The organism is Paenibacillus nitricinens (assembly GCF_052056485.1).
Classification (GTDB): Bacteria; Bacillota; Bacilli; order Paenibacillales; family Paenibacillaceae; genus Paenibacillus_AQ; species Paenibacillus_AQ nitricinens.
This window is the reverse complement of sequence record NZ_CP183948.1, coordinates 2069589-2094800: the sequence shown is the minus strand read 5'-3', so window position 1 is coordinate 2094800 and position 25212 is coordinate 2069589. Positions and strand designations below refer to the sequence as shown.

Here is a 25212-nt window from a genome sequence, read left to right as displayed (position 1 = left end):
CAATTCAAATTGAGAGCGATATGCAGTTGTGATATGGTAGGAGGTGAACGAAAGGAGCGGTAACGATTCATGAACATACAAGATGTGATTCTAGGATTATTATGTGAAAAACCTCAATCGGGTTATGAGATAAAACGGCATTTCGAGGAATACTTCTCTTTTTTCTTTGATGCTAGCTACGGCACTATCTACCCAACCCTAAGTAAGATGGAAAAGCTAGAGCTAATCACCAAAGAATCCGTACGCCAGGAAGGCAAACCTGACAAAAATATATTTACTATTACCCCTGCCGGCTTGAATCAGTTCCATGCTTACTTGCAGAGACCGGCCGAAAAGGAAGTGCTGCGTTCAGATTTTTTTATGCATCTGTATTTCGGAGATAAGACCGATAAAGAGAACATAGATAATCTACTTCGGCAAGCATTGATAGAAAAGCAGGCAATGTACGATGATCTTGATCAGAAATTAAAGCAACTAGATTGCAAACTGTCCCCTTACCAAAAGCTGTGTATGGAATTGGGCCTTGTGCAATATGAAGCCTTTATCAAAAAAGTTCAAAGTGTGCTGGAGCCTGAATAAATATCGTTTGGGCAGTGGGTTTCCTATTTTTTAAGGGGATCTGCTGCTTTTTTAATGTGATATTAAAAAAAGAACCGGCAGCATGCACAATTCTGTGCTTGCTGTACCGGTTCTTTTTTTAACAAAAATGTGTAATCTATCGACTACACTCTGTCAAAGCTAGAAATTAGCTCATCGAGAACATCTTTGCTTACCATTTTACCTTTGAAATTGATGAGGTTCTCTGCGCTTCCGGAGAAGATACAAGTTGGCTCATATTTTCTAAGAATAATTTTCTCTCCATCTACAAAAATCTCGAGCGGGTCTTTTATGTCAATTCCCATCGTTCTACGTAGTTCAATAGGAATTACGATACGTCCCAATTCATCTACTTTTCTTACTATGCCTGTCGCTTTCATCATCGTACATCCTCCCTTGAATTCACATTAATAATCATTTTTGCTAAAAGCTATGTAGGCTTCTATGTGATAGTAATGATTACGCTATACTCTAATATTAAAGTGCTATTCATTCCCTGTCAATTTTATTTCTACAAAATATGATATTTATCGACAATTATTCGACAAAATGATGTACGTTTTCGACAAAATGCTGTAAAGCGAACCAAATTATTCGTCTTGAAATTAATAAATATCCAACATTGCGATTACAAATTAGCTTGCAGAGTATCCCTATTGATACCCTCATTTACCCAATACATCAAGTCTGGAAACACTCCGACGTAAATAAGAGCATAGATATGTTTAGTAGGTTTAATACAGACTATTTATGCTTTATGCATCAACTTTTTTCGACAATCTAGCTTTCAACTATGTACTGGTTTAATATAAGTATTACATATTATTAATAGAAAGATCAAATATTGGATAAATTTAGTATAATTAATTGAATTTAATTACAAAAAAACCGACCAGTGATCTCTGGTCGATCTATTCTATCGTTATAGTGGCTTCTCCGTAACCCTGCCATTCGCATCAACAATTGCATTATAAGAAAGGTTATTCATTAGCTTGATCGTCTTCCTATTGTAAGAATCATCCATAAAGTTGGGCTGTCCCCCAATAATCTTGACTGGTGTAATCTTACTCGTCACCTGGGCATCATTAATCTCAAAATTCACTAGCATCGAGTGAAGCGTCTTTTCTCCACCACGTGTTGAACGATTAAACACAAAGTTTCCAAGTGAATAATAGATCGGTTTATTTTTGTAGTATTCAATGCCCATCAGGCAATGGCTGTGTGCGCCGAGTATGATATCAGCACCACTATCAATCATCTGTTTGGCTAGCGTACGGGCATATTTTTCAGGGTAATCCTTAAACTCTTCATTCCAGTGAATGTACACAACCGTGTAATCATTCTCCTTAGACATCTTCTGAATAGCCGTAAGCATAGGCTGCGAGGTGTACGCTGAGGCAGCTCCCGGTTTATTGTTGCCGGCATACCAAGAAGGGCCTGAAAGCACTCGACTTACCCCTAAGATAGCGATCTTCTTCCCCTTTACCGTCCGTGTATACGGTTTGAACGCTTCCTCTACATCTTTGCCTGCTCCTGTATGGCCAATTTTGTTTCGATCCAGATGCACCAGTGTGTCGAGCATAGCGTCTGTTCCGAAATCTAATATGTGATTATTAGCCAAAGATACGCCGTCAATCCCAGCATAGGTTAAGCCACTAAGCACTGTTGGTTTGGACCTAAAGGCAAAGGTCTTCTCTGCAGCCTTCCCTCGAATAGACACTGGCGTTTCTAGATTCGCGAAGGAAATATCTGCCTTTTGCAAGGTAGGTGCGACTTTCACAAACGGAAAGTTCACTCCGTATTTCGCGATCTGATCACCCACAAAACCATCCAAGAGAATATCACCAGCAAAAGCAAGTCTGATAGGTTCTGAAGATGGCGAGGCTGCACTAGATGCAATCGTCGAAGGGAGGATCAGTGATAACATAAGGGTTGTGAGTATCATTCTTCGCAGCATATTCGACCCTAATCTCAAAAATACAGCCTCCTATCATCAGCATTATCTATATTAGCTTATTCTAGCTTACTGGAAATAGATTACTAATTTAAGGGTAAGAAGACCTGTTATCCCTTTGATTTTTTCAAAACAGCCCGGAAGCACTGTAACCCCCCCCACAAATCTGTGGACACAGCATCTGCAGGCAACTCAAAATCCGTCTCCCCCCAATATTGAAAACCAGCCTGCAGCAGCAAATCATTCATAAGATTTAAGTTTACCGTTGGGTAATCAAACGTTAGCACGAGCAACCCTTCTTCATTCAACGTTCGGTGAAACTCCCGTAAAGTGCCCACCGTATCCTCTAAGGTCAAATGCTCCAGCACTGATATGCAAAAAATAGTGTCAAAGCTCTCGTCCTCATATGGAAGAGCCGCAAGATTGGCCTGAGCAAGATGCAAGTTGTTAGTTCTTCTAGCTATAACCTGTTTCGCCGCTTTTTCCCCGATCTCATCTGTAATTGCTTCTAGGATGTCCTCCCGGTAAATAACCCTGCTGTCCATATCGCAAGCATAAACCTCTGCACATACCCCAGCTAAATAAAATTTCAAGGGATGAGGAATTCCACAAGCAGCGTCCAGCACCACACCATGTGGAGAAATGAAGTTAATACACCACTCATATTCAAAGGGACGGCTCCACCAGGATTCTGGCAAATCATAAATTAACTTCTCACGACTTGCATCTGAGTTTACAAAAAAACGCGAGACAAAGGGATGTGTTGGCATGGCCAGGACTCCTTTTTAACGGAATTTAAGGTAGTGAGAGTATATTCATGATTTTCTGATTCATTCCATAACCTTACATAGACAAGAAAAAGACGGCTGCTCCCGAAGGAAACAAACCGCCTTTTTAAGGACCTACACTTATGAGAAGTATGAAAGCGGCTTCGCTTCAACTCCATGTTTCTCGATCAGCGTATCCAATAGCTCAGACCATTCTGCATCCACCGTGCATTGTTCAGGATGTGACTCAAACCAAACAACCGACTGCTTTATCCCTTCAGTGAAAGGGACGGTCGCCTGGAAATCAGGCACGAGACGTTTGATTTTACGATTGTCAAAAACACTGCTGACCGCTTGATCGCCGATCAAGCCATCCGCCGTCCCTGAAGGAGTGAAGGCTGTGATAAAGTCTGTAGAGATATGAACCACTTTCGGCTCCACCCCTGCCGCTCGCCCGATAGCCGCATAGATCCGATTCCAGTTCAATACCTCGTCAGATGTAATATGAATGGCCTCCCCAATCGCATCCGGATGCCCTAGCAATCCGACGAACCCTTTTGCAAAATCTGAGTTATGCGTCAGTGTCCACAAAGATGTTCCATCTCCATGAATCACTATAGGCAAGCCGCGACGGATACGATCTATCAAGGACCACGGATGCTGTCCACTCGTGAGTGCCGCAGGGATGGCAGTGTTTCCGTAAGTATGGGAAGGACGAACAATTGTAGCCGGGAACCCGCTGCTCTTGTGTGCTTCCATCAATAGCTGCTCGCAGGCTATTTTATTCCTCGAGTATTCCCAATAAGGGTTCTCCAGGGGTGTCTCTTCTGTGATTACATAATTACGCTGCGGTTTCTGGTACGCCGAGGCTGAGCTGATAAATATATATTGCTTCGTCTTCCCTCTGAACAGGTCAATATCTGTCTGCACATGTTCCGGTGTAAAAGCAATCCAGTCCACCACTACGTCGAATTCGTAATTTCGTAATATTTCGGCAGCCTCCGCCGGGTTACGAATGTCTCCTTGAATCACCTTCGCCCCATCCGGAACGAATTCGCCTCTTTGTCCTCTGTTGAACAAATACAGCTCGATCCCTTGCTCTACGGCAAGCGGGGAAACAGCCTGACTAATCAGTCCCGTACCTCCGATAAATAATACCTTCATTTCAAACGCTCCTTATAGAGGATGTTCAAAAAGTCCGCTTTTGATCACGAAGGATCACAAGAAGCGTACTCGACATCGAATATTGAATTCAGGCAAAACTTCCGCTGCTCACGTAGCTAACACTACGCTCCGCTCCTCAGTTTCTACCTTCATCCAATCTTCTCGGTGCTGAAAACCATACTTTTCGAACTCTCATTTATAGTAAAAGTAAACCTGGCTCATTATTTAATTGTTAACATAATCTCGCCATAAGTGCTTTGGCTGCCAACTCAGCAGCTTCTTAGCCTTCGCATTACTGAGTAACGACTCATGGCCTTCCAGCGGCTGACGGTAGTCCGTCACTTCTGGATAACGTGCGGCCATTAGCTCTCTGCTAGGTATAGCCATGCTGGTCTCATCTGCACATATGTTAAGTGCCACCGCACCGAGTCCGTCCGTTTCGATCGCCAATTGACAAGCTGTCGCTACATCCCGTGTATCAATATAACTCCACAATATCCGATCGCGCTGCGCTGGATCATGAATGAAGGAAGGGAAACGTTCATACGCGGATGGATCAATGACATTTCCGATTCTTAGGGAAACGACCTGTATGCCCGTTCTGCGCTGGAACATCTCTGCGGTCTGCTCATTCACAACCTTGGACAGACCGTAGCTGTCTTCAGGCAATTGTGGGTGATCCTCATCCATAGGTACATACTGTGGTCCTAGAGGGTTAACCGCAAAACAGATGCCATAAGAGGATTCACTGGAAGCAATAACGGCTTTGCGAATGCCTAGTCCGGCAGCAGCCTCCAGAATGTTGTAGGTGGATACTACATTGTTTTGAAAAGTGACTTCACTCGTCTTTATATTTGCGGCTGGGATCGCAGCCAAATGTACGACTGCATCAGCGCCTGCTAATACGCCATACACTTCACCCAGATTATTCAAATCAGCAATCAAAGTTTGGCACAAAGAATCCGGTGATTTCTGCGTATCTACATTCACAACCTCATACCCTTGTTCTACAAAATGCCGTACTACCCATCTGCCCAGCATCCCGCTTCCGCCAGTAACCACTACTTTCGCCATGATCATATCTCCTTTTTTTATAAAGCTGTCTCTATTTAAGAATCTCTTCAATTTTTTTCAAAGTATCCTCGGTAAGCTCTATCCCCGAAGCCTTAACATTCTCTTCAACCTGCTCCGGACGACTGGCACCCACCAGCGCACTAGCTACATTAGGCTGACGCAAAATCCAAGCCAAAGCCAGATTTCCCACAGAAATATTCAGCTCTGCAGCGACCCCGCTTAATTGACGAACCTTTTCAATCTTCTCTTCCGTAAACGCCTTCTTCAACCGATCCAGCTTAGCCGCACGACTGTCTTCAGGGATTTCTGCGTTATATTTTCCAGTTAGCAGCCCTTGAGCCAGTGGAGAAAATACAACCTGTCCAATGCCACGGCGCTCGCCGAGCGGAATGATTTCTTTTTCAATATAACGTTCGAACATATTATAAATCGGTTGGTTAACCACGATATGATCCAGCAAATAACGATCGGCTACAGCTAAAGCATCCGTCATTTGCGCCGCAGTCCACTCACTAACCCCGACATAATACACCTTACCTTGACGAACCAGATCATCCAGCGCACGCAAAGTCTCTTCAATTGGAGTTTCTGTATCAAAACGGTGGCAATACATAATATCCACGTATTCTACGCCGAGACGCTGCAAGCTTGCATGACACTGTTCCGTAATATGCTTGCGGGATAATCCACGATCGTTAGGCCCTGTCCCCATTTCGCCAAATACTTTCGTTGCGAGCACATAGGATTCTCGCGGATAATTCCGCAAGGTCTCGCCTAGCACTTTTTCAGCAGCACCCTTTTCGTAAACATTGGCCGTATCAAAAAAATTCACGCCTAAATCGTAAGCGGTTTCAATGGCTTTAACAGCATTATCTCTTTCTACGTAACCTCCATATGTCAGCCAGCTTCCCAAACTAATCTCGCTAACTTTAAGGCCCGTTCCACCTAATCTACGATATTTCATAATAACTGCTCCTCTCCATAGTTCCGTGTTATGATTTCAGCAGGTTGCCTAGCGAACATATTCATTCTAGAATAGTTTGTATATAATAGGAAGAAGTGAAATTTAGTTTACTATATGATCTCTAGAGTAGTTACTATACAAGAGTATAGTGGCACCAAAACAGGAGGAGATTCCTTGACAACAGCTAAATCTAGCAATAATTATATCCCTAAAACCCCACTTACTATTGAATGTAATGTAGAAAAAACACTTGAGGTATTGGGCGGAAAATGGGCTTTTCTCGTACTAAGAGAGTTATTCGACGGTACCCAACGCTTTGGAGCGCTTCAGCGAAAAATCACTAATGTCAGCCCTCGCGCGTTAACTAGTACGCTGCGCCATTTAGAGGAACACGGGGTACTAGAACGTCACGTGTTTCCTACCGTACCGGTTACCGTGGAATATTCGCTAACTCCAAAAGGTGAGGACTTGCATCAAATTTTGAAGGAAATGAAACTTTGGTCTGCCAAATGGACGTAGCTTTGGTGAGCCGTGAACTAAATTAAAAAGAAGCTATCCAAGAAGTAGAGTACCTACTTATGGGTAGCTTCTTTTTTAGAAACAGGCACAATGCAGTCTTTACTTTAACCGGATAGTGTATGTGCGCTGTGCGCTAGAGTATAATTGAGGAGATTTCTTTGTTTTCCACCAAATCAGCCAAATGACAGGGAGGAATTCCTTAATTATTGATCTCAGAATTTCAGGGGAAATTCCCTAATTATTTCAGAGATTCAGTTACGCTTGTACGGTACCCAGTTGTTTTAGCGTTACTATACGGATCTAATATTTATCCACAATCGCGCCGAGAACTGCCGTATTAACATAGGGCTTTCCTTTGAGGCTTAGCAGCTCCTTCGCAGTTCCTGTAACGACGACTCCATATAACAGTACGTCGCTGGCCTCCGGTGCCGCTTTATCCTTTTTCAAATAATTCGTGATTCGCTCAAATTCTCCATAATACTTGCCCTTCTTCTGAAGTCCATAGGCTAGTGATTGCAGAAAATCCTCTGGTTTCGGGTTAAATAACCCCTCCCATTTGACACCGTAACCGTATACTTGTCTCGCTGATTCTGGCAATACATACTTGGTTGGACTACTTTCATTTGTGATAAACTCAAGTTTCTTCTTATTGTCATACGTATCTACCCAATACCATGTCTGTGTCAGCTCAGCCGGCAGCATTGTTTCAACCTCGGCCTGTGTATAGCTTTTATCAAAAGAAACTGCCATCTCTACCAGCTTACCTGGATCCATTTGTTCAAGCGCAGGGAGGTCATTCAACACTTTTCCGTTATAATTCACTCCCGGCACGTAGAATAACATTTCCCGCTGTCCATTTTGACTGTTATATCCTCGGTAGTATTCATAATTTTGGCTTGTCATTACGGGGTCAGGCACATTTATACTAGAATATCCCCTATTAAGCAGAGAAAAGCGGCTGCTCATACTAAAATCTAATTTTCGGGTATCCCATACGACAGGTACCCCCTCAATAACCTTGTAAGAGCTGATCTCAACTTTGCCCGCTAAAAATCCTAGATCCAGCTCCGTTCTCAACTCATGAAGGTTAGGACTACTAATCTCCATCATGATCTTCTCCTCATCCAGACCACGCATCGCTAACCAGCTTGTTAAATGAGCGTTGCCCAGCATGCCTCCGAACAATACTATAACGGTCACGACCAGAGAAATGATAGTATTACGGATCATTGTTTTTCGTTTTGCTTTCTTAATTACTTTTGAAAGGTTCTGATCATCCTGTTGTTCCCATGGAGCCGTCATTCCACTTCACCTCTGTACTTTTTTTGGAATTGCTTGCGGGCACGAAACAATGCCGATTTGACCGTATCCGTCGTGATCCCGAGGAGCTCTGCTATCTCCTGATAGGACAGCTCCAGCTCATATTTCATAATAATGAGTTGTTTATGGAGAGGTAGAAGCTCATCCAATACACGTTCGATGTCTTCTCGTTTCTCTTTTAACAGCACATAATCCTCCGGCAGTTCCATAACTGGCACATCCACATCATCAATCGGAATGACTATCCGCTTGCCGCGGCGGCACAGATCATAGTAGCGATTGATCGCCACTTTATATAGCCACGCACTGAATTTGTTCTCATCAATGGAATCGATATACAAAAGAGCCTTATACACCGTTTCCTGTACGATATCTTCCGCGTCTGCTGCAGGTGCCCCGAGACGAATCAAGTATTTTTGGATTTCTAACATTTTCGGTTGAAGTATCTGATGTAGCTGCCCGGGCTTCATCCTGCACCTCCCTTCGTATGTATAACGGTAAAGTTCTCGAAAAGTTAGCTACTCTTAGAAATAAAAAACAGAGAGATTTCTCCCTCTGCTGAACTCTTTTCATATAAAATTAGGCCAGATATGCAGCTACATGCGTTTTAAACTCCGCTGAAGGAACCATTCCCAGCTCCGAACGATAAGCCGTCTCGAATCTCTCATAGAGTCTTGTGATCTTTTCTTTATTTCCAAGTTTGGCATAAATAACAATCATTTGCTGGTTCATCTCTTCATGCAAAGGATATAAGCTTAAGAACTTTTCTAACCGTTGCTCTGCTTTAGGCCAGTCCTGTGAGGCACAATCATTGTCAATTAGGATACGCGTCCAGTTTGTATAATACTTAGCATAAACTTCCTCCAGTGAAATCTTCCACAGATAGGGCTTTCCATCCAGCAAGGGCCCCTGATATAAGAAACAAAGACGCTCCATTTGCGCAGTGTTTTGCTTCCCATCAACCATTTCTAAATGAAATCTTTGATAATCAAGTGCATCATAACTTTCATTTCCCGTCTCCAGCATATATCCATCATTCATTTTGCGGATTTCCATGCCGAAGCCTTTTTCTTTCAGCATTTTTTTCAAGAGGTATATCGTATTATACAAATTGGATGCCCCTCTCTCATCCTGCATATCAGGCCATAATAAATCTATCACTTTCCATTTGCTGATATAACGACCTGCATTACATAAGAAATACGCGAATAATTCCTCCGCTCTGCGTGTGCGAAAATGAATAGGCTTGCCTTCTGAATCGCAGACTTCAAACCCACCGAAACAGCGGATCATCGGACCCATTTTCTTGGAATCTAGTCTCACCGCAGGTCTCATCCGTTTAACAAGTCGTTCAGTAACCCTGCTGATCGCTTCGGGTGTTATCGGCTTGAGAATATAATCTAGCGCACTTACCTCGAACGCTTCGAGTGCATAATTTTTATAGGCGGTTGTAAATACAATTTCCGGTGGATGCATCAGCTTCTGAATTCTGCTCGCCAGCTCAATGCCGTTCATTTTTGGCATTTCGACATCTATAAACACGACGTCTGGCTGAAGCTCAGGTATGCACTCCAGTGCCTCCAATGGATTTGAAAAGGTCCCACTAATGAGATAATCTGAATTGCGGCTGATCAGTACCTTCATCAAATTCAAAATCGGTTTCTCATCTTCAACAATCACTACACGAATCATCGTGTGTCTCCCCCCATGCCCCCAAGGCTTACTGGTAAATACATCGTCACTTTGGTCCCATACCCAAGGTCAGAATGAATCGTTAAAGTGGCTCCGGGTATAGCGCCTATGCGCTTTCGAATGTTATGGATACCGATACTGCCATCCAACTGCTCGTTTCCGGTTAATTGATATAACAGATCATCTGGTATTCCCACACCATCATCTTCGATGATAACTTTCATGTAGTTCCCTCCAGCTTGAACGGTGAGCGAAACTCTGCCCTGACCCTCTTTTTCAAACAGTCCATGTCTGATCGCATTTTCGACAAATGGCTGAATACATAAGGATGGGATTTCAACAGAACGCAGACCCTCATCCATACGGAAAATAAAATTGAACCGCTCTCCAAAACGAGCTTTTTCAATCTCCACGTAGGCTTGAATCAGCTCTAACTCCCGGTGCAAAGGAACCACTAAAGTGGAACGATCCATATCGAGAATATAACGAATGTATTGGCTTAGCATAGATAACAAATAGGCGGCTTTCTCGCCATCTGTATAGCAGAAAGAGATCACGCTGCTCAGTGCGTTATACAGAAAATGAGGCTTAATTTGGGCCTGATGAAAAGCATACTCATTTCGTATAGCTTCCTGAATCGATGTTTTCATCGCAATCAGCGTATGGATTCTCGCAATCAGCGTCTCTCCATCAAAGGGCTTCGTGATATAATCATTCGCCCCTGCTCGGAAACCTAATGCAATATCCGTTGGCGCGTCCTTAACTGTAGCAAACAGAATAGGTAAATTCAGAATAGAGTAATGCAATCGCAAGGTTCGGCACAACTCAATGCCTGAAATTCCCGGCATCATGACATCCAATATCACTAGATCCACATTGGGGTATTGCTTCATTTTGTCCATCGCTTCATTCGCCGAAAACGCCGTAATTACATTGTAACGATGCCGTCTTAGAATGTTCAGTAGAATATGGATATTAGATGCTTCATCATCCACGATTAAGATCGTATAACCACCACTCTGATCCATAATATCAAGCGAGGTATGCTCAAATTGCGCATGTTGCTCCACGCCCGTAGCAGCTACTTCATGATAGCCTGGAATCCGCTCTATTTTGGGCAAGGTGAAGATCATTCGAGTGCCATGGCCGATCTCGGACCAATCTACCCAAATCTCACCACCCATCCGCTCGATCAGTTTCCTGCTAATGTACAAGCCAATTCCCATTCCAGTGTAACCATCTTGTGGCAGCGGTTTATCGACTTGCTCAAAATATTCGAATATGGCTGTTTGCAGATCTGAAGCTATTCCAGTTCCCGTATCCTCCACTGTGACAGATACTGTATTCCCTGCTACACTGGCCGTGATCTTAATGATTCCTTTATCCGTATGCTTAATTGCATTGTGAACCAGATTGTACATGACTTGTCTTAATCGACTATCATCTGCCAGAACCCAAATATTAGGTTCCACTTGGTTATCTAATACAACGGACTTTCCTGCTAGTTCGAACTGAAGTACATCAAATACAATCTGTGAAGCCACCCTTAGATCAACCACTGTCTGCTGCAATCTTAACTCACCATGCTTCAAAAGACTCACATCAATCAAATCCTGAATGAGCATAGACAGCTTAGTAGAAGTGTCCTTAATTAACCAAAGATTCTGTTTCTGTATAGGATACAGATTATCTTCCCCGTCTTCTAATAAAAACGATGTCATATTCATAATGCCATGCAGCGGAGTCTTGATCTCATGAGAGGTGTTCATTAGAAATTCATCTTTAAGCTGGTTCGAGATTAGCAACTGGCGGGACAGCGTTTCCGTCTTGTCATACGTGTTGGAGAATCGTACAGCTAACATAATGTTGAAGAACACAATAAAACCAATCACTCCGAATTTACCCACCAAATCAGTCTGTAGAACATTTTCAGAATAAAGACTTACATCAAAGAAAAAAATCAGGAGCGAGATCGCCCCGCCAATGAACAGAAACAATTCTTTCCGATCCGTCGTTTCGCTCTGACTGCGAAGATATAAATAGATCATTCTTACGATGATCACTAGCATAACGATTCCAAGATAGGCTACAAACAAATATTTCGCACGAATATGTACACCATACGGGAGCACCAAAACCGAAGCCAGATAAAGGACAAATGGAGATAATACGAGCCTCATCCTCTTAGTTGACATTAACCGTGACTCAACCGAGCAGTAAAACATAATAATGATAATTGCGCCGATAAACTGGCTAATTTCCAACATCTTGTAAACTTGTTCAAAAGGTACCCTGGGTAGTAGCTGCTGAAATATTTTCTCGCCATATAGTGAATTATTCAATGAGAGAATTAGCAAATATAAACCGCTGAGTAAATATGCTTTTTCTCTACGCCCTACGAAAAAGAAGCTGAGATGGTATGCTCCAAACATGCCCAGTATCAAAATAATTCCAATATCTGTGCCGATCTGAATACTGTTCACTTTGGTAATATCCGCATGGACGCCCAGCGGGATTGAATTCACGATCCCTCCCGTAATAAAGTTGAAGTTAGACACTTGTAATACAATTTCTATCTCTGGGGTATTGGAATGAAAAAAAACCGTATACGGCGTATTTCCTGGCTTAAAGAACTCACTGTCCGTTGATGGAACCCCGCTCTCTCCCTCTTGCTTCCCATTGATAAATAACTTTTGAGACATACGGATACTTCTTATTTTCAAACCAAGAATCTCATCCGAATCTTTGACCAGCACTTTGAGTCTGTAGGTGCCCGCACCTTTGCGGTCCATCCCACCTTCTATAATCTTACCTTTCCATGTGCCTGGGACCGTTAAATAGGTAGATTGCTTATCTATTTTGGGCTGAATCTCAGATGGACTCAGTAATTCATTTTCATAAAACTCCCATTCTCCGTCCAGATCAACTAGTCCCTGCTTTTCAAAATCCCATCCTGATAAATCCAGTACGCCATGCTTTGCCACCGGGGTATCAAGGACCTGAATCGTTGGGGAATTTATACTTACTAATAGGGAAAAGGCAAGAATAAAAAACAACCCCATCCCGACTAATCCACGGTATTTCTTCGTCCTCAACCTTCAGGCTCCTCTCTTTGCGAGTAATTCTACTATTCTACCCTGCTGATCTCACCAAAATCTCGCAAATTCCCGCCTGTAAACTAATTCCAGACCCTTCATACTTTGCTGACGTTACTCAGTATAATCGGCACATAGGTAGGCGTCTATCTACTCTTTTATCCTATCCACCCCAAGCATCTCCAGCCCAAGCCGTACACGAATATCTTCTGCATTCTCAGTTAAATAAAGAGCGTAAGCTTTGATAATCGGCGTGTCTAACTCACATTGAAGTTGAAATAGCTTTAGCTGATCGAGATAAGGTTGGGCTATAGATCGTGGTAGAAATCCAAAGCCTGCTCCTAGTAGCAGCATGTCCAGCATAATCATCGAGTGATCAGTTTGAAGTATAGGCACATAGCCCGTTCCAACGATACTAGTAAACCATTCCGGAAACGGACCTCCCCACTCTAAATGACAATACTCCCGCTGAAAAAAATCCTCCCTGCTTACAGGCGTTTCTCTTAATTGTGTGGAGACCAGAATAATCTCATCTTCAAACAGGAGATGTCTGGTCACCTTAGGATGTTCCGGCGGGTCATATTTAATAGCAACCTGGACTATTCCGTCCAGCAAAAGATCACGTATCATATAGCTAGAATCAATATAACTTAGGAATTTGATAGCTACCTTGGGATGATCACGTCTAAATGAAAGAATATGCTGCAGGTAATAATAATGCCATACGGACCCGGGTCCACTCAAAATGATATAGTTCTCCAGTTCTTCGGATAGAGTCACCTTACTCTCTTCAAACAAACGAAGCATCCGCTCAGCATAGGGAACAAAAGATATCCCTGCCTGCGTTAAGCTAACATTCCGGTTATCACGTGTAAGGAGCACCTTGCCCACGGAGTTTTCTAAAGCTTTTATTCTTGCGGTAACGGCGGACTGGGAGATATGTAGATGCTCTGAGGCCTTGGTGAAATTTCGAATTCTGCATACCGCCAAAAAAGCTTCTAATTGAGATAAGTCCATAGATAACACCCTCTACGATTCAAAATATTAATGATTATGATCTATAAAATTCGTTATACAAATTATATGTATTCAGTTATGATTTCGCTATATTTTTAAACTTATAAGTGCTGGAGGAATTTATATGGTTAGCAAAGTGAGCATCGAACAATTACTAACGATTGAAGAATCAATAGATGAGCTTTCAAAGCTTCTGACACTGGTGGTGAAGGATGGAGCCTCCGTTGGTTTCTTACCACCGCTAGATCCATCAGCTGCTACATTATATTGGCACAATGTTTTGGCGCCCGATGTGATTCTTTTTGTCGCAAGAATGAATGATATTATCGTGGGAAGTGTACAACTACATTTATGTACAAAAGCAAACGGAACGCATCGAGCCGAAATCGCAAAGCTAATGACACACCCTAATTATCGCCGTAATGGTATTGCTCGTTCTCTTATGGAAAAAGCTGAAGAAAGAGCTAAGCAGGAAGAACGATCGTTATTAGTGCTTGATACAAGAGAAGGCGACCCTTCCAATCTCCTTTATACTTCAATGGATTACATACAAGCTGGACGTATACCGAGCTATGCAATATCAGCAAATGGTGCATTACAAGCGACGATTTTTTATTATAAAATCATTGGCTAGACATTTTGAACTTAAAAACATTCTAAATGGAAGAGTAGCGGAGGGGAAGCTTGGAACTGTAGGAGCGATAGCGCCCGCCTTTGTCACCGGATTTCAACCGTGAAGCACGGTATATAATCAAGAAATCTGGGGACAACAGCGGCCGGAAGTCCAAGGATTCACCGCAGTCACGCAATTACCTTAATAGATAAATCTTAAGTTCAACTAATATAGACATTTGTGAAACACCAAGTTATAGTATTGATAATACTTTTAATAACTATTTTCAAAAGTCTAGAGGTGAATAAAATAAACCAAATCGCAAACAATTCTATTCGTGTTAAAAAGATAAATCAGGAGCTCATCAAGCAAGCCTTGAAATCGATGAAAGAAGGAACCAAATCAACGATTGCTACCGCCACCGGGTTAAGTGTTGCCACTTGCGGAAATATTCTGAATGAGCTTATGGAGACAGGTGAAGTCATTGAGACGGAGCTGGAGGCTTCGAATGGAGGTCGGCCGGCCCGAAGATTCATCTATAATGTCGATTTCTCCTACATCGCATGCATCTATGCCAAAATTGAAGATGGCCAACAATCCTTAACCTATGCCGTAACGAATTCCGTTGGCGAGCGTGTAGATGATGGATATATCAAGGCTGAGAGTATTGACGCTACAACCGTTGATCATTTAGTAGGCACACTAATTCAAGCCTATAACAACATCAAAGCCGTTGGCATTGGAATCCCGGGACTGGCTCACCGTGGTGTCATTAATATTTGTGATATCAAGACTTTAATTCATGCTCCCTTAGAGTCACTCCTCAGAGAGAAATATGAGGTTGAAGTCACAGTCGAAAATGATATGAATCTAACCGTTTACGGATTCTATAAGCAGCAGGATTACGAAGAGGATAAAACCATCGTCGTGTTGACCTTTATCAAAGGAGCCTTTCCAGGTGCAGGGATGATGATCGACGGGCATATCCACAAAGGCAATACTAGATTCGCGGGTGAAGTCTCCTTTTTACCGTTTGGAATGTCACGTGAGGAGCAATTTATCCGTTTGGGGCAGACGGAAACGTTTATCCCCTTGGCAGCGCATACCATCGCCTCATTGACAGCAGTTATTAACCCTGAAACGATAGCACTCACAGGCGAACAAGTTAAACAAGAGGATGTGCCACTTATCTATCAAAGTTGTCTGGCGTTCATTCCAGAAGAGCATATGCCTCATCTAATTGTGCTGGATCACCCTGATGATTATTACATGAACGGATTAATTGCGATCACGCTGGAAAGCTTAACCTATTCACTGCAACTGGTTGAAAAGCGCCGGTAAACCAACAAGAACTTCAGGAGGAATTACGAATGGCAACAAACAAAGAGAATATGATTGCAGGAAAGCTTTACATGGCTGGTGGAGAAGAATTAGCTAGAGATAGTAAAAGATCCAGAATGCTCACTCGTTTATTTAACAATACGACGGAAGAACAAGGCGAATATAGAGTAGAATTACTTAAGCAATTATTCGAATCTACGGGTGATTCGTTGCATATTGAGCCACCTTTCCGCTGCGATTATGGCAGCAATATTACCGTCGGAAATAACTTCTACGCCAATTTCGACTGCATTATCCTGGACGTAGCAAAAGTAACGATAGGTGAGAATGTTCTCTTTGGACCTAGAGTAAGCGTATATACTGCTGGCCATCCCATCGATGCTGACGTTCGTATTAGTATGCTCGAATTCGGTACACCGATTACCATTGGAAACAATGTCTGGGTTGGCGGAAATGCCGTAATCAATCCTGGGGTAAATATCGGCAACAATGTAATCATCGGCGCAGGCTCTGTCGTGACTAAGGATATCCCTGACAATGTAATTGCGGTGGGAAATCCTTGCAGAGTGCTAAGAGAAATTACAGAGGACGATAAACAACACTGGGAAAAGCTTAAAGAAGAGTACTACAGAGACACCGAGCAATAAAGATACCCGATTCCGGAGGTTCTCAAGTTGAAAAAGCGTTTTGGAGGATTTAACAAGGTTTATGCCATGCAATTGGCAACGATCTTCTTGGGTTTTATTGTGTTTGGGATATCAGAAAATATTAAAGGGCCAGCCATTCCAAGAATTCAGTTTGACTTCAGTCTCGACGAAAAGCAGCTGGGCACCCTTTTATCCCTAAACGCACTGGGTTATTTGATCGCCTGTTCCTTTACAGCTGTATTGGTTCGGAAGTGGGGGATCAAGGCTGTCAGTATTATTGCTTTCGCATCCATGATATTCTCTGGCGTTCTAATTTACATCTCACATAGCTATCCCCTCTTCTCGGCTTCATACTTCCTGATGTATATCGGAAACGGAATGCTTGAGATTGGACTTGCCATTCTGGGAGCACGTATCTTCGTTAAAAATACCGGGACCATGATGAACTTATCCCATTTCTTTTACGGATTCAGTTCCACGTTAGCTCCCCTACTGGCAACAGGGCTGATGACGGTAAGTGTATTCGGTCATACTCTGGATTGGCGCGGAATGTATCTAATAATGCTTAGCCTTTCTTTACTGCCTATTGTATTTGCCTTACGGAGTACGTTTCCGGGTGATGATCTTCCGCATGAGGACCGAATCCCTTTAAAAACGCTCGTTCGTGATCCTGCTCTATGGCTCATGGTCCTAATCCTTTCCTTCGGGGTAGTGTCGGAGCTTGCTGTAGGCGGATGGCTCGTAAACTTCCTTGAAAAAGCGTACCTGTGGGATACGGTTACTGCATCCGGGATGCTGTCTACCTTCTTTCTCTGCTTCTCGTTAGCAAGACTCCTACTCGGACCCGTTACTGATAAGATTGGATTTAACCTATCGCTTATCATCTTTTCAGCCTTCTCTGCCCTGTGTACGTTTGCCGCAATTTTGGGTGGAGAAAAGCTCGCATTTCTATTTGCCGCTGCAGGAATCGGGATTGCGATGATTTATCCCACGGTTATGGCTTTTATCGCCAAAAGATATCCACATGGCAGCGACACCGCCATCACATTTACAGTCACTTTAATGGGAGTAGGTAGCGTAATCGGCAACTATGCTATAGGGGCAGTGATCGAAGGTGTAAAGCGGCTTTACGATACGGAGTCACAAACAGGCTTGCTACGCGGACTTCAAGCTGGCTATGGTTTTATCGGATTATGTGCGGCGATATGTGCAATATCCGGTTGTGTGTTATATCGTTATTTACATCGCCGCCAAGAACTTATCTAACCTCATCTATATTACTTAAAAAGCCGGCAGGTTTTTTTGGATTTCAACTGTAGCTCCCCTGTATGTGCTGCACCGAACGGCGAGCTAAGATCAACAGTTGATGGACTAGGCGATCTGCAGCCCACTCATCAGCTCCAGTATTTTTCTGGAAATTCGCTCCTCTTCGTTGCTCACCTTTTCCGTTGCCAATTCACCAAGCTCTGTGTGTTCTCCAACACAAACTGAATGAGCGGAATGTCTAAACATTTCTATGTCGTTAGCATCGTTACCAAAAGCAATAAATCGCTGCATTTCTACGCCTAATTGTTGTAATCCTGTCCATTTATTTATGCCTTTAGGGCTAATATCTATAATGTCCTCTTGACCATGTCTATAAATCACAACAGGTAGTTTATGTAGCTGATCTAATAACTGTTCTTCGTTTAAGCTATTCAAAATAACTACTTTCACAAGCTCATCTAGCTCAGATGGACTTACATTTTTGGCACGTTGTTCTGGATCTACATTTCTCCGAATGGGATGATCATCAGAACCCGAATATGAATAATCCCAGTGACTGTCAATCAAATAAGCTGCATTAAACTCTTCTATTAATTTCAAGAGGATGTCCGAAGTTTGCGCGTCAAAATGTATCGTCGAAATAACCTCTCCACCTTTTGCAATAAATGCACCATTCCCGCCAACCATTGAAAAATGGTGCATATGTGCAGGCAACACAGGCAATAAATCACGAATAGGCCGGGCTGACGCAAAAATAACCTCATGTCCTTTTTCAATTAGAGTATCCAAGACTTGTACGATCCGTTCACTCAAAGGTTTGCCACTAAAACATATGGTTCCATCTAAATCAAAAATAAATTTCATCGTCTATATCCTCCCTTTTTTCTCTATAATAACGAGTTCGTATATAATAGAAAGGACCGATGTCCAAAAAGGAGTACGCAATGAAAACTATTCAGGATCCAAATCTTATAGCACATTACATTACACAATTTAATCTAAATCAAGTATTCACGACATCAAAACATGCTTTAATTCAGTTACGTGTCTATGAGCAGAATGAAATCATTTTGCATGAGGGCGATGAGCTGGACGGAATTTTTTTTCAAGTGGAGGGACGTACTAAGGTCTCTTCTAGTGTGGGAACGGGAAAATCCTTGTTATTACGGTTCTGCTCACCCTTGTCATTATTCGGGGACATTGAATACGTGCAGGAGGTTGTGGTCCAATCCCAAGTGGAAGCGGTACAACAAACCTCTCTCTTATTTATCCCGAAACAAAAGGTCGAGTCTGACCTAATGGATAACCATAGCTTTAAAGACTTATTGTTGAAACATCTTTCTTACAAGCTTCTAACCTGCACATCCGCATCACGAACGAACTTACTAGGCGCTGTCGAGGAACGACTTGCAAGTTATTTATTAACGATTAAGCTCGAGCGGGAGTTTGGAAAAGAAATTCAGACACCCTATATCCCAGATATAGCTTCGTTAATTGGGACTACTCCCCGCCACTTAAACCGTGTCATTCAGCGGCTCACCGACATGGAGATCTTATATAAAGTTAAGCAAGAAATTGTCGTCCTCGACTGGGAGCGTTTGGATGAAATGTCTAACGGAATAAGATTTGAATAACCTAAAAGCCTATCATTCAATTGAGGATAAAATGATCGATGTCATCATAACGGATATCGATCTTTCCTCCGTTTCTTTTGACAAGATTTATATACAGAGGAGCTGCATCAACACTTCCGCCACCAACTAATACATGGTAGTCATCATTGATTTCATATTTGCGGATGTACAAACCTGAACCGACGTCTTCAAAGGGATACCCTTTAAAATCCTCCCACGACAACGCCTCGCCTTGCTGAGCTAGATCCCATACTTCTTCCATGGACAATATCGCAGCTTTTTTATCATTACAGGCTGAAAGTATAATCGTCAAAGCAAACAATAACAGCATTATCAAGTTACGCTTACTTCTCATTCATAAACCTCCATTTTCAATAATTTGTTATTTATAGGAAAATATAAGGTAATAATAACATAGCTTAGACTAGATGTTAAAAGGGAGTAAAGCCCTTTTGGGGGTGCTTTACTCCTCTTGAAATCTTTACTAGGGAGGGATATTGGATGGGTCCGCAAGCTGTGACACTGGAAAATGAATATAAAAAAACAGGTCAATCATGGGGGTATCTGACCATAATAGACCTGTTCTATGTAAGGCTCTAGCTTAATTAGGTTATACCTTTCAAGCATTACTGTGCGTATAAAAGAAATCAAGAAATCTTGTAACGGTATTACATGAGTTAAGTGAGATATTGGTTAAATAATGAGTTCAATTGGCACTGGGTAGCCACAAAAAAAAATCACTTTTATTACAATGCATCGAAGAATAATAATCTAACTATTTTTCCGTCTCATCGTATAGTTTCTCTAAAAATTCCTCAAAATCCTTAGTAAGGAAGTACATATTATTCATATCTTCTGGGTCTTCATCATGAATCCAAAAATAAACATTTCCAAAATGCTTTTCAGTAAGACCTAAACAAATTTGATTCCCACCTGGATCATCTGCAATTGGAATAAATCCTATATCCATTATATCGTCAAATATATCAATTTTCTTGTCTAAATTGTCATACATTTCACTAATACCATAGAAAATATTTACCATACCATTGCCTTGGACTTTAGAAATAGTAAAGTAATATGGTCTAGGATAACCCCCATTGTATTTCAATAAGAATTCTCGATATTGTTGAGGAAGTTTAACTCTGATTATTCTTTCGAAGATCTTGAAGTCTAGATTCCGTTAAAACTTCATTGTTTCCTTGTATCTCCAATTTAATCTCCTCCAGTTCACAAAAAACAGGTCAATCGTGGTGGTATTAAACCATAATCGACCTGTTTTATGTAACGCTTTAGCGTTAACTTTTCAATCATTACTGTACATACAAACGAAATGACTAAATCTTTATTCGGGCAATACATAAGTTAAGTGTGTAATTGGTTGGATGATGGGTGTATTCGGTACTAGTTAGCCCTTAATGTTTTTTATTCAGTTAGCATTGTTAGGAATTCTTCAAAACTATTTGCAACATGATAGCTCACTGGGTCAAATTCACCAGAATTTGCATGATCCCACACACAAACTTTAGGATTATTTCTAGATTCACGAAAATCTAAGCATAGAAAATCACCAGCAAATAAAACAGCAACTGGTAATAATGCAACTCCTACCAAATCCTCATCATCAATTAGTCTCTCATCAAGCTGAGATTTAGTAGCATCAATATCAAATATTCCAAATTCATTTTCTGTTGGATTCTCAAGAATGCATAAAAATCTAGTAATTGCATAGCTATGATCATTACAAATAAACGAACGAATTTCTGGAGCGCCTCCATTATTTATTTTTATAAATTCTTTATATTCTAATGGCAATTCTACTCTCCAAAAACCTTCTTCTTTCGATAACAGTTGATCAGACGGTAAAGGATAAACTATAGTCTCTCTTTTTATTTTCATAATAAATTAATTTCCTCCCTCTTATTTATCTTGCGGCATCTGCCCACATTCCAGTAGACCTTCCACCATTGTGAGTTGTAATGTTATGAATTCCATAAGGAACCAATTGCATTTTCCCAGGGACTTCAGTGTGGTGCCATGTATACGATCCGTTCTCAACCAGTTTTCTTATGTCTTCTGGAAGATTATCATTTAACCGGTCAAACTGTTCTGTATCACCTTTTTTCCACAAATCTTTTGGGAGCTCATCACTATGCACTACCACGCCTGCACCCTCAAAATCAGCAAACCCATAACGCATACCATCTACTTTTCTCACTTCTATTTTAGATATGAGATTTAATTCCTCGGCTTTACTTTTTATCAACTTTTTTTGCCCACCAGTTAAACTATCTCCTCCAGAAATACTTTTTTCCCAAGACCACCCTTTAGTGTCTATTACCTCAACATAATGCTTAGCATAGTCATTAACAACTTCATCAAAAGTTTTACTCCCCGATAAAAATTCATCAATGTTGTTTAGGTGTGGTGCTCTACTACCACCCTTACCTTTACCCGTCCCCTCAACCGCCTTCAATTCTACATCCTTTATTGAATGATTACTGTCACTCTTCCCCTCCATCTTCTCTCTTAATATCCGGTCCATTTCATTCTTAAAATTGATTTGCATCGGAGTCTGTGGAAGTGCCGGGGTATCTACATCTAGATTATTTATCTTAAATTGAAAACCTTCATTTGTGCTGAATGCCGGCAACGGTTTTTGTACCTCAAAACTTTTTACAGAATCTATCCCTTTTGGAGGCTTTAGACCTCCACTTCCTGTAGGAAGCAAAGATTTTTCTACCGGACCATACAACAAAGTTACCATTCCCAGACTGTTGAGCCAATGATCCGCTGACCATGCTTCGTCTGGATTAAATGCTCCTTTCGCCATTTCCACTGTTCCCAGTGTTAACCAATCCGCAAACTTCTCCTTTGAATCAAACATATGCTCTGATCGATCTTTGGCTGCTTCATATATCCCGACCGGGATATCTCCTGTTATCCCTAATGTTAACCAGTTGAAAAAGTCATAGGGGGAGTCTGTGGCCTTATCCGCACGAGTTCTTAATGTACCTACAAAACCCGTTCCAATCTCTTTAAAACTGTCTATCGATTTATAAAAGGCATTTTTAGAATCCTCGGGTTTTGCTTGATCCTCCGTTTTATTCTTTCTAAACAGATTATAGGAATCCAGTTGGGCGACTGATGAAGTCAATTTTATAACATCTCCCCAAGCCTTTCCACCTTGGTTTGTCATCACGTGCACACCCAGACTTACTCCAGTAGCAATCATCTGTTCCATGGTGGTTTGAATGCCTTCCAGTTGACCTTTTGCCCAGGCTCCCTTCTCCCCTTTTTCCATTGCCGTCCGTAGTAGCAACTGATACGCTTCATTCTGAACTAGTGGTACGCTTCTACTAGTGATAGACGGATCATAATCACATGCCTTAACCACTGGTTTCTTAAAATAAGTGCTTAGATCCTTACCCGCCTGGTACTGGACCTCGTCTATACCCAAGGATTTCAGCTTCTTGCGTGCGTCTTCCGCTAGCTTATGCATTGCATCCATTTGCGCTTGGTTCCCGAATGTTTGATATACCTTATAGGCGGTTTGCGCCTTCGCGATCTGATCCCGCGCCAGGTAGATATCCTTCAGCTTGCTTTGCGCGGCTATGGAGTCGATCGTTCCCAGTCCTGAATTTTTAACAGTTGCCTGGAGCTTCTGCACCATAGGATCCCTCTTCAACTCATCCCAACCCATCAGAGTAGCAACCGAGGTGATCAGATTCGTGACTGCCTTCTGAGCCGTCGTCGGGATAGAAGACTGCCCTATTGCACTTCCGCCCCCAAACCTTTCGAACATACCGCCAAGAACACCGAGCTGCTGAAAAAGTTGATTGGCCTGCCGCTTATTCTCATCCTGTGCGCCTTGAACACCTTTTATCGCGCCTCTAATGATGTCTTCCAGTTTTTCCGCTTCTACCCTCAGTTCGTTGATAAGCGTCTGAGCTCGTACCAAATCTGGACCCAGCGGAATCCCACCCCAGTTATTGGTCTGACCTCTCAGCTGCAAGTACAGCCGGTTGGTATCTTGGCTTACCAGTCTGATTTTTGTCTGCAGGCGTTCGACTTCATCTTCTTTAAATACCATTTTGCCCAATGCCATCTATGACCTCCAGTTCTTACACTTAGACCATCCAATGCACTACTTTTTTCGACCCCACAGGTCTTTATGTACTACTTCATATTTAAAAACTTAAGCATTTGGAGTCGCACACCTAACCTATATATCGGCTTGACTTCCCATTATTTTACTCTAAATCCTTTCTTATATTTTTTGATTCTAATGACTGCTGTAAGAATAAGTAGATAGTAAAAAAACAGGTTGATTCTTGTATCTGATGCTTTATATTATTTAATTAACATTGTTAGAAATTCTTCGAAGTACTTACTTGTCAAATAAGTCTCTAAAATATATTGTGTAAACTCTTAAACCATTTAAATGAAAATAATAGAAGGGTTGGGGAAACACATGTGACTTTGGACAAAACAACAATTGCGGGAGTTTATCAAGGACAGTAATTTGGTTTCTGTAAAAAATGAGCAGAATGCCTTAAGGATCTATTTACCGAAACGATTCAGGAGATGTTAAAAACCGAAATGGATACTCATTTGGGCTATGGCAAGCATGAAGTCAGGGCGAAGCTCACACCCAACAGTCTCCACGGAAAGAGTCGGAAAACGGTAGTCAGTGAGTATGGAGAGCAGGAAATCGTTATCCCTCGAGACTGTCTATGGTAGTTTGAGCCTCTTGCCGTTAAAAATCCATCGCACAAAACGTGATCGAATAACAAATTAGTTACCTTACCTGTATATGTTGACTGGTCGTCACCAGATTTCTTTTCTGCATCGTAATCGTCGTTGCAAGTGTCTGTTAAGTTGCGGTCAAAGTCCTATTCTTTGCATTTCACCTTTACTATAGTTGTCGCGCTATCCTTCTTTAAAGGTACGATAGCGTCTTCCTCTCCCTCACTATCGCCACAGGGTAATCTACAGTTGCGAGTAAATTTGAATAAACCGTAAGAAAGCGAACATAACAAAAAACAGGTTAATCATGGTGATATCTGACCATAATCAACCTGTTCATTGCAACGGAATAGCGTTATTAAGTTATAAAATTAAAGCATCTTATGTGCGTACAACCGAAAGGGAGAAATCTTCAAACAGGTATTACATGGGTTATTTGTGTTATTGGGTGGATGATAAGTTCATTCGGCACTGGGTAGCCCCACCAATGAAAAAAACCTTGAAAGGCACGAAGCCAATCAAGGTTTTCATTAACATTAAGATTCAAATGTAGTTCTATCGGGGAAATGTCCATTTTCCCTAATGAAACAAACTGATAACTTTTGTGCTGCTCTATCGAAATAAAATTTTGTTGAAATGTTCGGGTCAGGAATCGGGTCTAATTCGGCAAACTTCCTTGTTATTTTATTTAATTCAATTCTCCCCATAACAATCTCATTCGGACCAAATTTATAAATAACCTTTTCCTCATCTTCCATTTCCTTAAGTAACAAAACGAATGAAGCCAATATATGTCTCC

General features: G+C 41.8%; 24 protein-coding genes and 1 pseudogene. 8 read left to right on the top strand and 17 right to left on the bottom strand.

The features are described 5' to 3' along the window. Window positions 1-69 precede the first annotated feature (69 nt). Window positions 70-579: a PadR family transcriptional regulator gene (locus tag ACN6KS_RS09120; protein ID WP_094874131.1), complete on the top strand. Its 510-nt coding sequence runs from the start codon at window positions 70-72 to the stop codon at window positions 577-579. A gap of 143 nt (window positions 580-722) precedes the next feature. Here the strand turns inward: ACN6KS_RS09120 and ACN6KS_RS09115 are convergent, their stop codons facing one another. From ACN6KS_RS09115 to ACN6KS_RS09090, 6 genes are all read right to left on the bottom strand, one after another. Continuing rightward, on the bottom strand, window positions 723-980 hold the full coding sequence (locus ACN6KS_RS09115; protein WP_042125931.1) for an AbrB/MazE/SpoVT family DNA-binding domain-containing protein: 258 nt from the start codon (window positions 978-980) through the stop codon (window positions 723-725). A gap of 539 nt (window positions 981-1519) precedes the next feature. Beyond that, window positions 1520-2524 (bottom strand): CapA family protein, encoded by a 1005-nt coding sequence (locus tag ACN6KS_RS09110; RefSeq protein ID WP_440962383.1) that lies wholly within the window; start codon window positions 2522-2524, stop codon window positions 1520-1522. Window positions 2525-2661: 137 nt separating this feature from the next. Then, window positions 2662-3321 (bottom strand): class I SAM-dependent methyltransferase, encoded by a 660-nt coding sequence (locus tag ACN6KS_RS09105; protein WP_094874130.1) that lies wholly within the window; start codon window positions 3319-3321, stop codon window positions 2662-2664. Window positions 3322-3459: 138 nt separating this feature from the next. Next, window positions 3460-4482, bottom strand: a complete 1023-nt coding sequence (locus ACN6KS_RS09100; RefSeq protein ID WP_440961841.1) for an SDR family oxidoreductase — start codon at window positions 4480-4482, stop codon at window positions 3460-3462. Window positions 4483-4707: 225 nt separating this feature from the next. After that, a complete protein-coding gene (locus tag ACN6KS_RS09095) occupies window positions 4708-5556 on the bottom strand; it encodes an NAD-dependent epimerase/dehydratase family protein (RefSeq protein WP_440961840.1) in 849 nt (282 codons plus the stop codon). Window positions 5557-5587: 31 nt separating this feature from the next. Further along, complete coding sequence (locus ACN6KS_RS09090) at window positions 5588-6520, bottom strand: aldo/keto reductase family protein (protein WP_094878735.1); 933 nt, start codon at window positions 6518-6520, stop codon at window positions 5588-5590. A gap of 174 nt (window positions 6521-6694) precedes the next feature. Between ACN6KS_RS09090 and ACN6KS_RS09085 the strand changes: the two genes are divergently transcribed. Further along, entirely contained in the window at window positions 6695-7039 is a 345-nt protein-coding gene (locus ACN6KS_RS09085) for a winged helix-turn-helix transcriptional regulator (protein WP_042186450.1), read from the top strand. Between the two features lie 300 nt (window positions 7040-7339). On the opposite strand, the gene ACN6KS_RS09080 is transcribed toward ACN6KS_RS09085, so the two are convergent. From ACN6KS_RS09080 to ACN6KS_RS09060, 5 genes are all read right to left on the bottom strand, one after another. Beyond that, window positions 7340-8341, bottom strand: a complete 1002-nt coding sequence (locus ACN6KS_RS09080) for an anti-sigma factor (RefSeq protein WP_440961839.1) — start codon at window positions 8339-8341, stop codon at window positions 7340-7342. After that, window positions 8338-8829 carry an RNA polymerase sigma factor gene (locus ACN6KS_RS09075; RefSeq protein WP_094874451.1) on the bottom strand — a complete coding sequence of 164 codons (492 nt, stop codon included), beginning with the start codon at window positions 8827-8829 and terminating at the stop codon, window positions 8338-8340. The genes ACN6KS_RS09080 and ACN6KS_RS09075 overlap by 4 nt, the downstream gene beginning before the upstream one ends. A gap of 109 nt (window positions 8830-8938) precedes the next feature. After that, entirely contained in the window at window positions 8939-10051 is a 1113-nt protein-coding gene (locus ACN6KS_RS09070; protein WP_094874452.1) for a response regulator, read from the bottom strand. Then, on the bottom strand, window positions 10048-13113 hold the full coding sequence (locus ACN6KS_RS09065; RefSeq protein WP_440962382.1) for an ATP-binding protein: 3066 nt from the start codon (window positions 13111-13113) through the stop codon (window positions 10048-10050). The genes ACN6KS_RS09070 and ACN6KS_RS09065 overlap by 4 nt, the downstream gene beginning before the upstream one ends. A 183-nt stretch (window positions 13114-13296) precedes the next feature. Beyond that, window positions 13297-14163 (bottom strand): LysR family transcriptional regulator, encoded by an 867-nt coding sequence (locus ACN6KS_RS09060; protein WP_341134206.1) that lies wholly within the window; start codon window positions 14161-14163, stop codon window positions 13297-13299. Between the two features lie 124 nt (window positions 14164-14287). Between ACN6KS_RS09060 and ACN6KS_RS09055 the strand changes: the two genes are divergently transcribed. The 4 genes from ACN6KS_RS09055 to ACN6KS_RS09040 all read left to right on the top strand — a co-directional run bounded on the left by ACN6KS_RS09055 (window position 14288) and on the right by ACN6KS_RS09040 (window position 18030). Beyond that, a complete protein-coding gene (locus tag ACN6KS_RS09055) occupies window positions 14288-14797 on the top strand; it encodes a GNAT family N-acetyltransferase (RefSeq protein WP_341134205.1) in 510 nt (169 codons plus the stop codon). 363 nt (window positions 14798-15160) lie between these two features. Further along, complete coding sequence (locus ACN6KS_RS09050) at window positions 15161-16117, top strand: ROK family protein (protein ID WP_280788655.1); 957 nt, start codon at window positions 15161-15163, stop codon at window positions 16115-16117. A 29-nt stretch (window positions 16118-16146) separates the two neighbouring features. Then, on the top strand, window positions 16147-16764 hold the full coding sequence (locus ACN6KS_RS09045) for a sugar O-acetyltransferase (protein ID WP_440961838.1): 618 nt from the start codon (window positions 16147-16149) through the stop codon (window positions 16762-16764). A 66-nt stretch (window positions 16765-16830) separates the two neighbouring features. Then, complete coding sequence (locus ACN6KS_RS09040; protein ID WP_341136060.1) at window positions 16831-18030, top strand: MFS transporter; 1200 nt, start codon at window positions 16831-16833, stop codon at window positions 18028-18030. A 105-nt stretch (window positions 18031-18135) separates the two neighbouring features. Here ACN6KS_RS09040 and ACN6KS_RS09035 read toward each other — a convergent pair whose 3' ends face one another. Then, window positions 18136-18894, bottom strand: a complete 759-nt coding sequence (locus tag ACN6KS_RS09035) for an HAD-IIB family hydrolase (protein ID WP_440961837.1) — start codon at window positions 18892-18894, stop codon at window positions 18136-18138. 80 nt (window positions 18895-18974) lie between these two features. Between ACN6KS_RS09035 and ACN6KS_RS09030 the strand changes: the two genes are divergently transcribed. After that, window positions 18975-19664 carry a Crp/Fnr family transcriptional regulator gene (locus ACN6KS_RS09030; protein WP_440961836.1) on the top strand — a complete coding sequence of 230 codons (690 nt, stop codon included), beginning with the start codon at window positions 18975-18977 and terminating at the stop codon, window positions 19662-19664. 16 nt (window positions 19665-19680) lie between these two features. On the opposite strand, the gene ACN6KS_RS09025 is transcribed toward ACN6KS_RS09030, so the two are convergent. The 4 genes from ACN6KS_RS09025 to ACN6KS_RS09010 form a co-directional block, all read right to left on the bottom strand. After that, entirely contained in the window at window positions 19681-20019 is a 339-nt protein-coding gene (locus tag ACN6KS_RS09025; protein WP_440961835.1) for a hypothetical protein, read from the bottom strand. 420 nt (window positions 20020-20439) lie between these two features. Continuing rightward, the gene (locus ACN6KS_RS09020; protein ID WP_440962381.1) at window positions 20440-20814 is read right to left on the bottom strand and encodes an SMI1/KNR4 family protein; all 375 of its coding nucleotides are present in this window, start codon (window positions 20812-20814) and stop codon (window positions 20440-20442) included. Window positions 20815-21089: 275 nt separating this feature from the next. Beyond that, window positions 21090-21563 carry an SMI1/KNR4 family protein gene (locus tag ACN6KS_RS09015; protein ID WP_341049220.1) on the bottom strand — a complete coding sequence of 158 codons (474 nt, stop codon included), beginning with the start codon at window positions 21561-21563 and terminating at the stop codon, window positions 21090-21092. Between the two features lie 25 nt (window positions 21564-21588). Next, window positions 21589-23772 carry an HNH endonuclease signature motif containing protein gene (locus tag ACN6KS_RS09010; protein ID WP_440961834.1) on the bottom strand — a complete coding sequence of 728 codons (2184 nt, stop codon included), beginning with the start codon at window positions 23770-23772 and terminating at the stop codon, window positions 21589-21591. 390 nt (window positions 23773-24162) lie between these two features. Between ACN6KS_RS09010 and ACN6KS_RS09005 the strand changes: the two are divergent. Further along, a pseudogene (locus ACN6KS_RS09005) lies at window positions 24163-24395 on the top strand (transposase); the annotation flags it as partial. Window positions 24396-24949: 554 nt separating this feature from the next. Here the strand turns inward: ACN6KS_RS09005 and ACN6KS_RS09000 are convergent. Then, entirely contained in the window at window positions 24950-25201 is a 252-nt protein-coding gene (locus ACN6KS_RS09000) for a hypothetical protein (protein WP_076284165.1), read from the bottom strand. Window positions 25202-25212: the final 11 nt, after the last annotated feature.